An 11993-nucleotide genomic window follows, 5' to 3' on the forward strand; every position below is an offset into this window, starting at 1 on the left:
TTGCTAAGACTTTAAAGTAATATCTTCAGCGATATTTTAATAGTTTTTCAGAACAAAAGTATTTATAATTTAGGTAAGTTATCGCTTAAGTGTAAGTTCAAAGTTTGTTATCTATAAATTTTAAATTAATTAAGGAGAGAATCGTAATGGAAAATTTTAATTATTCAATCCCAACTAAGATTTATTTTGGAAAAGGGCAGATAAAAAATCTTGCAGCAGCAATTAAAGAATATGGAAATAAAGTACTTATAGCTTATGGAGGCGGAAGTATTAAAAAGAGTGGTTTATATGATGAAATGGTTAAAATCCTAAATGATAATGAAATATCATATGTTGAACTTTCAGGAATAGAACCAAATCCCAGAATTGAAACTGTTAGAAAAGGGGTTCAAATTTGTAGAGAAAATAATGTTGAAGTAGTTCTTGCAGTTGGAGGCGGAAGTACGATTGACTGCAGTAAGGTGATTGCAGCAGGAGTAAAATATGATGGTGATGCATGGGATTTAGTAACTAACCCTGGAAAAATCAATAAAGTTTTGCCTATAGTTAGTATATTAACATTATCAGCTACAGGTTCAGAAATGGATTCATTTGCCGTAATTTCTGATATGACTTCAAATCAAAAACTTGGAACAGCTCATGAAAATTTAAAACCAAAGGCTTCAATTTTAGATCCTGAATATACTTATTCAGTACCTAAAAATCAAACAGCAGCGGGAACAGCTGATATCATGAGTCATATTTTTGAAACTTATTTTAATCACTCAAAAGGAGTAGATATTCAAGATAGTACAGCAGAAGGATTACTTAGAGCTTGTATAAAATATGGTAAAATAGCAATAGAAGAACCTAATAATTATGATGCAAGAGCAAATTTAATGTGGGCATCAAGCTGGGCAATAAACGGCTTGATTTCTTATGGAACAGGAGCACCATGGGTTGTACATCCTATGGAACATGAGTTAAGTGCATTTTATGATATAACACATGGGGTTGGTCTTGCAATATTAACACCACATTGGATGAAATATTCTTTAGATGATAATACCGTTTTTAAATTTGCACAATATGGAATAAATGTGTGGGGAATTGATAAAAATTTAGATAAATTTGAAATAGCTAATAAAGCAATAGAAAAAACATCAGAATTCTTCAAAGAACTAGGAATACCAGGAACCTTAAGGGAAGTTGGAATTGAAGAAGAAAAGTTAGAAATAATGGCTAAAAAAGCTGTGAATCCATCATTTAAATATGCATTTAAGCCACTAGATGAAAATGATGTTCTTAATATTTTTAAGGCTGCATTTTAATATTTATATAATATATAAATCTATAGAGGGAATTCCTGTAAAGGGATTCCTTTTCTATTTGTAGCACAAAAGGTAAACATATGAACATCTATAATCAATAAAACTAATATTGAATAAAATTTATATCAAAAGCCAACATAGTATTATAAATTAAAATCTATGGAGGCTAATATAATGTTGTTTAAGAGAATAATACTATTTATTACAATAATCATAATGACTTTTACATTAATGTATAACTATAAAAATAATGCATATGCAAGCCAAGTCTCAAACTCTAATTCTGAAAAGCTAGTCAATGTTGCATTCTTATTGTTTAATGCCGATGATTTATATATGCTGCATCTAAAAAAAGGTTTTGAAAATATAGAAAAGGAAAATCCAACTAAAGTTCACTTTACTTTCTATGACGGAAAAAATAGTATAGGCGTCCAGAATGAGACACTAGATCTTCTTTCTAAAGATGAATCTGAAGTTGATTTAATTATTGTGTATTTAGCAGATGTTAGCGAAAATGCTGTAAATATGGCTCTTGATATAACTAAGCCCAAAAATATTCCAATGATTTTTTTAGGGATTCCTTCTGAAGTAGTATCAAATATCTCCAGAGATTGTAAGAGAGTCGCTTTTTTATCAGCAAACTCTGCTAAGGCTGGTACTGCTGAAGGCAATATAGTAGTTAATCTATGGAATACTAATAAGAAAGATCTAGATAAAAATGGTGATAATATATTGCAATATGTTATCTTACAAGGTAGAATGGATAGCCCTACTGCAATTTCCAGAACGAAATACTTTATTTCAGCACTTAATAATGCAGGAATAAAAATAGAACAGCTTGCATCAGCAAATGATAACTGGTTAAAGGATTTAGCTAAAGATTCCATGGACTCTATATTTTTAAACTACGATGATAAAATCGAAGCAGTAATCTCCAATACTGATGTTATGGCAATAGGTGCTATTGAGGCATTACAAAAATACGGCTATAACAAAGGAGATAAATCAAAAAATATAGCAGTTGTTGGAATTGACGGATTGCCAGAGGCTAAAGAACTTATTGACAACGGATTTATGACTGGTACTGTCTCTCAAGATCCAAATGTTTTAGTTAAAGCTCTTTATGATATTGGTACTAACTTAATTAAAGGTTTAAATCCAATAGAAAATACAAACTATTCCCTTATGAACAAATTAATTGAAGTTCCATATTCATATGATGCATATATAAAAAAATAACGTAAAAATGTCAGTAACTAGATTCACTCTAGCTACTGGCATTAATTCTTTTGGTTCCTTTTTCTTTTTTATATTCTTAAGCTATTTTTTAATCTTCTATTTAGCTGAACAAATACTGACGAATTCTTCAAAAAGAGGCAGATTATCGTCCAATCCTTCTGGATGCCATTGTACTCCCTGCATAAAAAAATCGCCCTTATACTCTATTGCTTCTATAATACCATCCTCACTTTTAGCAGTGACTTTTAAGTTTTCACCGAGCTCCTTAATACCTTGAACATGAAATGAATTTACTAAAAGCTCATTCTTTTTATAAACCTTTGTAAGAAATGAATCTTTCCTTAAAAAGACCAAATGATGTTTTTCTTCCAGTTTTCGTCCAACGCCGCTATGATCAATTTTAGTATTTATCTGCTTACTAATATCTTGATAAAGACTTCCACCTTGCAAAACGTTAATCAGCTGACTTCCTCTACAAATCCCTAAAATCGGTATTCTCCTATTCTTTGCCACAAAGAATAAAGCTCTCTCAAATTCATTGCGTAATTTAGTTTCTATACTCTGCTCTACTAACGGCTGCTCACCATACCATAATGAATCTATATTATCACCACCAGTAAATATGATCCCATCAAGAGACTCAACTAAATTATCCAGCGTTTCAATTGCAGAATTAATTAATATTGGAATCTCTAGCGGAATTCCTCCAGCCTTTTCAATCTTTTCTATATATTCATATCCAACATTGGAATACACCCTAAACGTCTCTTTCTTGATAGAGCTTGTAATACCAATAACAGGTTTCATATTATCCTCCCCTTTTCAACTTAGTCATATAAATGACATGCCAGAAAATGTCCATTACTAACTTCTTTTATAACAGGTGCTTCATGCCTGCAGCGTTCTCTCGCATATGAGCAGCGGCTGCAGAATTTACATCCAGCTTTCCTGTTTTCCTGTGATATTTCCGACTCTTCTACTTCTAAGTTTAATCTCTGCTTTCGTAATCTTGGATGACTCACGGGTATAGATTCTAATAACATTTTTGTATATGGATGCATTGGGTTTTCAAACAAATCTTTCCCGCTTGCTAATTCTACTATACTTCCTAGATACATGACTGCAATTCTATCGCAAAAATATTTTACAACTCCCAAGTCATGTGAAATAAATAAAAATGTTAATGAATAACGCTTTTTTAGTTCATTAAGCAGATTTATTATCTGTGCTTGAATTGATACATCTAAAGCAGCTACAGGTTCATCTGCTACCACAAATTTAGGCTTAACAGCTAACGCTCTTGCAATTCCAATCCTTTGCCTCTGGCCGCCGCTGAATTCATGAGGATAGCGACCTAAAGCTTCCTTATCTATACCACAAACTTTCAAATATTCTTCTGCCATATTAAGCGCATCTTTCCCATATGCTAGTTTATGCTTTTCAATGCCTTCTGATACAATTTGTCCAACTTTCATTTTCTTATCCAAACTGGCATAAGGGTCTTGAAAAATTATCTGCATATCTTTTCGTAAACTAGACATATCTTTATTAGAAATTGCCTGCTTATTTTCAATATCAAATAAAGTCTTATCTTCAAATGTGACTTTGCCCCCATCAGCTTCTATTAATTTTAAAATACTTCTTGCTGTTGTTGATTTTCCACATCCGGATTCCCCAACTAAGGCAAAGCTCTCTCCTTTTTTAATGGAAAATGAAACATCATCTACTGCATCTAAAACAACTTTTTCTTTCCCTAAAAAAGTTCTTTCAAGTATATATTTTTTCTTAAGATGCTCTACTTTTAAAATGATATCACTCAAGATTCTTTCCCTCCTCATCATATATCCAGCATGCTGCTTTATGGTTATCCTTAATTCTAAACAATGGCGGCTGCTCACTTACACATTTCTCACAAAACTTCTTACTGCATCTGGTACTAAAACGACAGCCAGAAGGCATATTAGATAAAGCTGGAACCATTCCTGGAATACTTGGGAGCTGTTCTCCATTTACTAAGTTTAGAGGCTTAGATTCTAAAAGTCCGATTGTATATGGATGCTTAGGATTATCAAATAATTCATAAATATCACTTTGCTCTACTATCTTGCCTCCATATAGTACTATAACTTCATCGCAAACTTCAGCTACTACTGACAAATCATGAGTAATAAATAAAATAGATGTATTAACTTCTTGATTCAATTTTTTTAATAAATATAAGATTTGAGCCTGAATAGTAACATCCAAAGCAGTTGTTGGCTCATCGGCAATTAAAACTTCAGGCTCACAGCTTAAAGCCATTGCAATCATTACACGCTGCCTCATACCTCCACTTAAATTGTGTGGATAAGCGTTATAAATTTTTTCTGGATTTGGAATATGAACAGTCTTAAGAAGTTCAATTACCTTATTCTTAAGCTCACTTCCATGGAGATTTTTATGTATCTTAAGCGGCTCTCCAATCTGCCTCCCTATTTTAAATAATGGATTTAATGAAGTCATTGGCTCTTGAAAAATCATAGAGATTTTATTTCCACGAATACTTTCAAGTTTCTCTTCTGAAAATTTGCTTAAATCCTCTCCATTAAATAAGATTTCTCCCTTTTCAATTTGACTTATTTTTTCTGGCAAAAGCTTCATTATTGATAACGCAAGTGTACTCTTGCCACAGCCTGATTCTCCAATTACTCCTAATATTTTGCCCTTTTCAAGAGAAAGACTTACATCATCTATAGCAATTACCTTACCATTATCACTGGTGAAGCTGACTGATAGATTATTAATACATAGATTTTGTGAATTCATATGATCTGCACCTCCTAAAGCTTCATTTTGGGATCCAGAGCATCCCTAAGTCCATCGCCAACAAAATTAATTGATAAGACAGAGAGAAATACCAATAATCCAGCAGGAATCCACAACCACCATTCATTTTGCAGTACACGCATACTTTGGGCCGCAGATAATATATTCCCCCAGCTTGGCTGTGGTTGTTTTACTCCAAGTCCTAAAAAACTCAAGCCAGCTTCCATTAAAATCCCTTGAGCCACACTTAAGGTTGCATTTACAATGACCGGCGATAATATATTAGGTAGTAAATGCTTACGAATAATTTCAAAATTGCTAAATCCCATAGCACGAGCTGCTTCAATAAATTCACTATGCTTAAGAGATAAAATCTCAGCGCGTACAATTCTAGCTACGCCTGTCCACTGAAGCAAGCCAATAATCAAAATAACATTCCAGGCACTAGGTCCAATTAGTGCTGCAATTGAAATTGCAATTACAAAAAATGGAAAGCACATAACAGTATCAACTATACGCATGATAATATTATCAATCCATTTCCCATAAAATCCGCTTATGCAGCCAAGGGTTACCCCTATAACCAGCTGCATTATAGTTGCACTAAGAGCAACTCCCAAAGAAACCTGTCCACCATAAAGCAGCCTTGTAAAGACATCTCTGCCTAATTCATCAGTTCCAAGAAGATGCTTTAAGCCAGGATGACTTTCTATACTCATTAAATCTATTGAATCCCTTGAATAAGGAGCTAATACAGGTGCCAAGATTGCTGCTAATATAAATAAGCTCAAAAGAATAAACCCAAGCATTGCCAGCTTGTTTTTTAAAAATCTATGTAAAATTGTATGCTTCAACTGTATTTCACCTCCCTCTAATCAAAGTTAATACGCTTATCAACTACGGCATAAAGTATATCTGCTAATAAATTAGTTAATAAACTGATCACTGCAACCATCATTACTATCCCCATAATAAGTGGATAATCACGGCTCATAACCGCATTAAAATTTAATCTTCCAATTCCAGGCCAGACAAAAATTGTTTCTGTAAGCAGTGCTCCAGACAGCAAAGCAGGTATCTGCATGGTTACTACTGTGATTAAAGGCAGCAATTCATTTTTTAAAGCATGCTGATAAATAATACTTCTACGCCTAACCCCTTTTGCACGAGCTGTTCGTATATAATCTGTTTTAAGTATTTCAATCATGTCTGAACGGGTATAGCGCATTAAGCTTGCTGTATTTATAAGAGCAAGCACTATCATTGGCAGTATCATATGCTTTGCAATATCAAAAGCAGCTGCCCAGCCTTTTAAATTAACTCCAGTACTGACCATCCCTGAAATCGGGAGCCAGCCTAAATCTACGGAAAATATTTTAATCAAGAGCATTCCAAAGAAAAAAGATGGAATTGATAGTCCCATAAAAGCAAAAACTGTAACGACATAGTCAGTTTTAGTGCGCTGCTTTGTAGCACTTATTACACCACATGGAATTGCTATTAAAATACTAAGTATCATAGAGCATAAAGATAAAATCACCGTATTTCCTAAACGACTTGCAATAACAGTTAATACTGGCTGCTTAAATTGAATTGAGTATCCAAGATTTCCTTGAAGCGCTCTAAGCAGCCACTTAAAGTATTGAATTAAAATAGGATCATTATATCCTAATTCATCTAACATTTTTTTCTGCATTTCTTTTGTTAAATTAGGATCCATCATAGAAGAAAATGGATCTCCAGGCTGCATCTTTACAAGGATAAATACAATAATAGAAATACCAAAGAGTACGGGAATACTTTGTATCAACCGCTTAAAAACATATTTTCTCAAGAAATCTCAGTCCTTCCTATATAAAAATTGTATGCACCAAAGCTTTTGCTTTAATGCATACTTTTACTTCTATTCTTATAATTAAAATTTTTATATATGTTGCAATTAGTTTTATGCATTTTACATCGAGATATCTACTTAGCCTATAGCCATTCCAAATATAATTTTATTATTGCAACATATATATTAAAATTATGGAGGTTTTTTACCATGTCTTTAATAAAAATCCTTCCAGCAAATGTACAGTGGATTTTGCTTTATTAAGGCTTAACCTTATTTTGAAATTGACCAGTTTTGAACATCTGGGAATACTGAATATGCTGAGTATTTGTAGCCTTGTAATTTAGGATTATATGCATGAATAGCATTTTGTGAATACAAGAAAATATATGGTACTTCATCGTTTAGTAATTGTCCCCACTTAGCATAAATCTCTTTACGCTGATTTCTGTCAATTGTAGTTGCAGCTTTTTCAATTAGCTCATCACTTTGAGCATTGATAAAGTTCGAGAAATTAAATTGTGATCCATTTGCAATACTTGAAGACCAGTAACGATCTGCATCACCTGGATCTACTTCTAAGGTAAAGCCAAGAAGACCCATGTCATAATCTCCTTCTCCCTTAGTCTTATCCATAGCAGATGCAACATCCATAGTGCTTATATTAACTTTAATACCAACATCTTTTAAATTTTGTTGAATGATTGGAGCACTTTGTTCACGTATTTTATTTCCTGTTGGTACCATTAAATCTACTTCAAATTGCTTGCCATCTTTTTCAAGAACTCCACTATTATCATTCCAGCCAGCTTCCTTTAATAGCTCTTTTGCTTTATCAATGCTATAGTCATAACTATTAAGTCCTGATTCTGGATAAGCCCAGCCAGCTAGAGATATTGGTGTATTTATAACTTGTCCATGTTCACCCAATAAGCTATCTACAATTCCTTTTCTGTTTATAGCATAAGTGATTGCCTGACGAACTCTCTTATCTTTAAAAAATTCGCGGTTACTATTCATAGTCATAAATTGATAGTTTGCACTTGGTTTTTCTTCAATCTTTATACCAGCATCTTTCAAGGTTTTTAAATCTTCTTCCTTAGTGCTTGAAAGCTCTACAACATCAAGATCTCCTTTAGCTAATTCAGAAAGTTCTGTTTCTGCATTAGTAACTTTAAAGATGAACTTATCAATTTTAGGTGTTCCGCCAAAATAAGTATCATTCTTTGCTAATTCCACATATTGGTCTGGCTTAAAATCTGTAAGCTTAAAAGGGCCAGTTCCTACTGGTTTATTAAGCAAATCACTTTGTTTATCCCAGTCTGCAATATTTACTTTACTCCAAATATGCTTTGGAAGAATACCACGCTGTGAAAAGTTAGATAGTGCAGGTGCATAGGTTGTAGTATAAGTAAAGCTTATTGTATTTTTATCAATGACCTTTATTCCACTAACAGAATCTGCCTTGCCATCATGATAATCCTGGGCTCCAGCTATCTTTGAAATTTCATTAAATCTTGGACCTGTATACTTCGGATCAGCCATACTTGTAAATGTAAAAGCTACATCATCAGCTGTGAAGTCCTCTCCATCCTGCCACTTAACATCATTTCTTAAATGAAAGGTTAAAGTAAGCTGATCATCTGAAAACTCATATTTCTCTGCAAGCCCTGGTTTAAATTCATTATTTTCATCTAATAAAATCAATGGTGAATATACCAAATTATTTACATTATTATCGTAAGTAGTATTTGATAATAATGGATTAAATAGTCCCTTTGGCGAAGATTCAACTGCATACCTAAGTACAGAACCATCATCAGAACCTTGCGAAGCTGAAGGTGCATTAGTTGGTATTTCTGCAGAGGTAGATCCGCAGCCAGTTAAGAATGATATTGATAGCATAGCTAAAAGCATTCCAGCTAATAATTTATTTTTTCTAAAAAACATAATTACTCCCCTTTTTCATTAATTTATAATGTGCATATTACTTAAAGAACCTACATTACTATGTTTATCTAAGATATTTTTCTCTTGTACAAGCTATCTGTAGTTGATTATTTTAAAAATCAAATTCATAGTATTTTTATAGGTTTAGTATATGTCATGGTTGTTTAATTGTCAATAAAATACCAAAATAATTAATATATATTTCTAATTGTTACATTTTATAACTACAAATAGCACATAAAATAAATACAGCCAAATCAATGACTGTATTCTATATAATCAATATATAAATAACATAAAAAAGCAGCAACTGGATTAATTTCAGTTGCTGCTTTTAATTTTGCTGGCTGCCTGCAATAAGTGTAGCGTTCTTTTCTAAGCACTGTGAGCATAAACCTTCAAAAACTATGCTTTGCTCTGTAAGATAAAATCCATACTTATTGCTGATTCTATTATTAAAAATACTTATAAAATCATCTTTTACATCTATAATGGTTCCACACTCTTTACATATAAAATGATGCTTATGTTCACTTTCGCTTGAAACCATCTCATAACGAGCAACATTATCGCCAAAGGTTAATTTTCTCACTATTCCTAATTGATATAGTAATTCTAAAGTCCTATAGACTGTAGCCAGACCAGTATCGGGAATTTTAATTCTAACATAATGATAAATTTCTTCAACACTTAAGTGATTATCTTTATTTTCAAATAAAACTTGTAGTATAATCTTACGTTGACAGGTAAGCGCAATTCCTGCTATTTTTAATTGTTCATATATATTATTTAAATAATGATTCATAATATCATCTCCCGCACGATTTCATGAATTCATTATAAAATTTCTATTTAAAATTATTTTAAACTAATTATAAAAATTTTATAAAATATTTAATGAATTATAATTTTTACTTAATGATTCTTATTTAGTGATTTCTTTTAATTCATCAAATTTTGTAAGTATAATATCCATTTCATTGCTTACCTTAGAAAAGTTACTTCTAGCTTGTTGTATATTATTTAACCTGTTCTTTAATTTTTCTATTTCAGCATTTGCTTCCTCAGTCAAAGAATACATCTTTTTTAGTGTATCATTCATACTTAAAACCAATTCTTTTGTTCCAATGGAAAGCTTTTTAACTTCATCTGCAACTACTGAAAAGCCTCTACCGGCATCACCTGCTCTTGCAGCTTCTATTGATGCATTAAGTGCCAACAAATTAGTTCTAGATGCAACATCATTTATTTCCAATGAGATATTTTCTATAAATTTTGTATGAGTTAAAAGCCCTTCAAAAGTTGAAATAAAACTACTCACTTCATCTCCTCTGCTAGCTACATCCTCTGAAAAACCTATATTTCCCTTCATTTCATTTAATAGATTAGATATAGTTTCAATACATTCTTTAACCTGTATTTCTCTATTATTTATTAAATTGTTATTCTCTTGCATAATTATCTTCTCCTTCTTAAACCTCGCTTATTAAATCATCTAAAAAACTATTTATAGTGTTTAATCCTTCTTTATCATATTTACTTAATATTTTAATAAATTTTTCATGTTCATCTTTATGGAGTATTTCGTGTATTTTAAAGATTTCTTTTCCTTTTGCTGTCAGTGTATAATAAATTTCCTTTTTATTATTTTCCAAGTGATTTCCTTTTATCAATTCTTTCTTTAACAGCTTACTGGTAATCTTAGATATGGCACCTTTGGTCATACCTAATTCTTTTGATATAAATGTTGCATTAGTCAATTGATTTTTTCCAATGCAGTTAATCGTATGAATTTCTGAGAGCATTAAGCCCATATCGTAAAGATCCTTATAACCATATTTGATTAACCAGCTTCTTACTTCATCCTCATGACTATCCACCGAATTATTTATATGTTCAAAGGCTGCTATAAGCTTAGTTATTATTAAATCTATTTCGAATTTTGCATTTTCCGTTTTCACAATCACAACCTCCTTTTAAAATTAATTTCTTCGGAAACAATTATATTATATCTCATATCACACATGTATTCAATATTGTTTTCAAAAAATAGTTTACAAGGAAATAATATTATGATATTATGATGTTGTTTCCTGGGAAATTAAATAAATATGATGGAGGTTATTACATGAAAATTGATTTAAGTTTTAAAATAAAAAAAGAAATATTAGATGAAATACACTCTACTACTAAATCTACTAATGAAGCAGCCGAAAAATCTGGACATATAGGCACTCATTTAGATGTCATGAATGGGGAATTTTCACTAGATAATATTATTACAAACGGTAAAATATTTGATATAAGCCATATAAAAACTGGTGAAGTAAAATTAGAAGATTTAGATTTAAGCGACATAAAAGAAAATGATTTTGTATTATTTCATTCAGGCATATTAAAGCAATATGGCTATGGTACAAAAGACTATTTTTCAACATACATCGAATTATCTGATGAACTAGTAGATTATCTTATTGATAAAAAGGTAAGTTTTATAGGAGTAGATATGGCAGGAGCTAAGAAACCTAAGGATCATCCTCGCATTGATTTACATTGTGCAGAAAAAGGAATTTTCATCATTGAAAATCTTGTTAATTTAGATTTATTATTAAAAGAAGCTCATAGAAAATCTTTCAAAGTATATACTTTCCCTACAAACATGAGCGGCTTCTCTGGTCTCTCTTGCAGAGTAATTGCTGAAATATAAATTCATATTAATAGACAATATAAGCATACATAAATCATACTTTCGTTTTATGTATGCTTGTTATTTATTAATATAACTTTTAACATAAGAAAAAACTTAACCATTTAAGCTAAGTCTTTCTTTTATCTGTTATTGTACTTTATTGGAA

General features: G+C 31.6%; 12 protein-coding genes. 3 read left to right on the forward strand and 9 right to left on the reverse strand.

What is annotated here, in order from left to right; all coding sequences use genetic code 11:
- Positions 1 to 146 precede the first annotated feature (146 nt).
- Complete coding sequence (locus CDLVIII_RS00460) at positions 147 to 1310, forward strand: iron-containing alcohol dehydrogenase (protein ID WP_009167516.1); 1164 nt, start codon at positions 147 to 149, stop codon at positions 1308 to 1310.
- A 174-nt stretch (positions 1311 to 1484) separates the two neighbouring features.
- The gene (locus CDLVIII_RS00465; protein WP_009167517.1) at positions 1485 to 2549 is read left to right on the forward strand and encodes a galactose ABC transporter substrate-binding protein; all 1065 of its coding nucleotides are present in this window, start codon (positions 1485 to 1487) and stop codon (positions 2547 to 2549) included.
- A 96-nt stretch (positions 2550 to 2645) separates the two neighbouring features.
- Here CDLVIII_RS00465 and CDLVIII_RS00470 read toward each other — a convergent pair whose 3' ends face one another.
- The 9 genes from CDLVIII_RS00470 to CDLVIII_RS00510 form a co-directional block, all read right to left on the reverse strand.
- The gene (locus CDLVIII_RS00470; RefSeq protein WP_009167518.1) at positions 2646 to 3356 is read right to left on the reverse strand and encodes a gamma-glutamyl-gamma-aminobutyrate hydrolase family protein; all 711 of its coding nucleotides are present in this window, start codon (positions 3354 to 3356) and stop codon (positions 2646 to 2648) included.
- Between the two features lie 20 nt (positions 3357 to 3376).
- The gene (locus CDLVIII_RS00475; protein WP_009167519.1) at positions 3377 to 4369 is read right to left on the reverse strand and encodes an ABC transporter ATP-binding protein; all 993 of its coding nucleotides are present in this window, start codon (positions 4367 to 4369) and stop codon (positions 3377 to 3379) included.
- Positions 4362 to 5354 carry an ABC transporter ATP-binding protein gene (locus CDLVIII_RS00480; protein ID WP_009167520.1) on the reverse strand — a complete coding sequence of 331 codons (993 nt, stop codon included), beginning with the start codon at positions 5352 to 5354 and terminating at the stop codon, positions 4362 to 4364. The genes CDLVIII_RS00475 and CDLVIII_RS00480 overlap by 8 nt, the downstream gene beginning before the upstream one ends.
- 14 nt (positions 5355 to 5368) lie before the next feature.
- Positions 5369 to 6208 carry an oligopeptide ABC transporter permease gene (gene opp4C, locus CDLVIII_RS00485; RefSeq protein ID WP_009167521.1) on the reverse strand — a complete coding sequence of 280 codons (840 nt, stop codon included), beginning with the start codon at positions 6206 to 6208 and terminating at the stop codon, positions 5369 to 5371.
- Positions 6209 to 6225: 17 nt separating this feature from the next.
- Complete coding sequence (locus CDLVIII_RS00490; RefSeq protein WP_009167522.1) at positions 6226 to 7188, reverse strand: ABC transporter permease; 963 nt, start codon at positions 7186 to 7188, stop codon at positions 6226 to 6228.
- Positions 7189 to 7461: 273 nt separating this feature from the next.
- Complete coding sequence (locus CDLVIII_RS00495) at positions 7462 to 9138, reverse strand: peptide-binding protein (protein ID WP_009167523.1); 1677 nt, start codon at positions 9136 to 9138, stop codon at positions 7462 to 7464.
- A 334-nt stretch (positions 9139 to 9472) separates the two neighbouring features.
- Entirely contained in the window at positions 9473 to 9943 is a 471-nt protein-coding gene (locus tag CDLVIII_RS00500) for a Fur family transcriptional regulator (RefSeq protein WP_009167524.1), read from the reverse strand.
- Between the two features lie 120 nt (positions 9944 to 10063).
- A complete protein-coding gene (locus CDLVIII_RS00505) occupies positions 10064 to 10594 on the reverse strand; it encodes a methyl-accepting chemotaxis protein (protein WP_035301608.1) in 531 nt (176 codons plus the stop codon).
- 16 nt (positions 10595 to 10610) lie between these two features.
- A complete protein-coding gene (locus CDLVIII_RS00510; protein WP_009167525.1) occupies positions 10611 to 11099 on the reverse strand; it encodes a MarR family transcriptional regulator in 489 nt (162 codons plus the stop codon).
- A gap of 167 nt (positions 11100 to 11266) precedes the next feature.
- On the opposite strand from CDLVIII_RS00510, the gene CDLVIII_RS00515 reads away from it, so the two are divergent.
- Entirely contained in the window at positions 11267 to 11845 is a 579-nt protein-coding gene (locus CDLVIII_RS00515) for a cyclase family protein (RefSeq protein ID WP_009167526.1), read from the forward strand.
- Positions 11846 to 11993: the final 148 nt, after the last annotated feature.

Source organism: Clostridium sp. DL-VIII, assembly GCF_000230835.1.
Lineage (GTDB): Bacteria > Bacillota > Clostridia > Clostridiales > Clostridiaceae > Clostridium.

What these genes read in the sequence shown, in the direction of transcription:
- CDLVIII_RS00500 (WP_009167524.1), bottom strand. Translation starts at nt 9,943, where the DNA reads ATGAATCATTATTTAAATAATATATATGAACAATTAAAAATAGCAGGA.
- CDLVIII_RS00495 (WP_009167523.1), bottom strand. Translation starts at nt 9,138, where the DNA reads ATGTTTTTTAGAAAAAATAAATTATTAGCTGGAATGCTTTTAGCTATG.
- CDLVIII_RS00515 (WP_009167526.1), top strand. Translation starts at nt 11,267, where the DNA reads ATGAAAATTGATTTAAGTTTTAAAATAAAAAAAGAAATATTAGATGAA.
- CDLVIII_RS00465 (WP_009167517.1), top strand. Translation starts at nt 1,485, where the DNA reads ATGTTGTTTAAGAGAATAATACTATTTATTACAATAATCATAATGACT.
- CDLVIII_RS00460 (WP_009167516.1), top strand. Translation starts at nt 147, where the DNA reads ATGGAAAATTTTAATTATTCAATCCCAACTAAGATTTATTTTGGAAAA.
- CDLVIII_RS00505 (WP_035301608.1), bottom strand. Translation starts at nt 10,594, where the DNA reads ATGCAAGAGAATAACAATTTAATAAATAATAGAGAAATACAGGTTAAA.
- CDLVIII_RS00480 (WP_009167520.1), bottom strand. Translation starts at nt 5,354, where the DNA reads ATGAATTCACAAAATCTATGTATTAATAATCTATCAGTCAGCTTCACC.
- CDLVIII_RS00470 (WP_009167518.1), bottom strand. Translation starts at nt 3,356, where the DNA reads ATGAAACCTGTTATTGGTATTACAAGCTCTATCAAGAAAGAGACGTTT.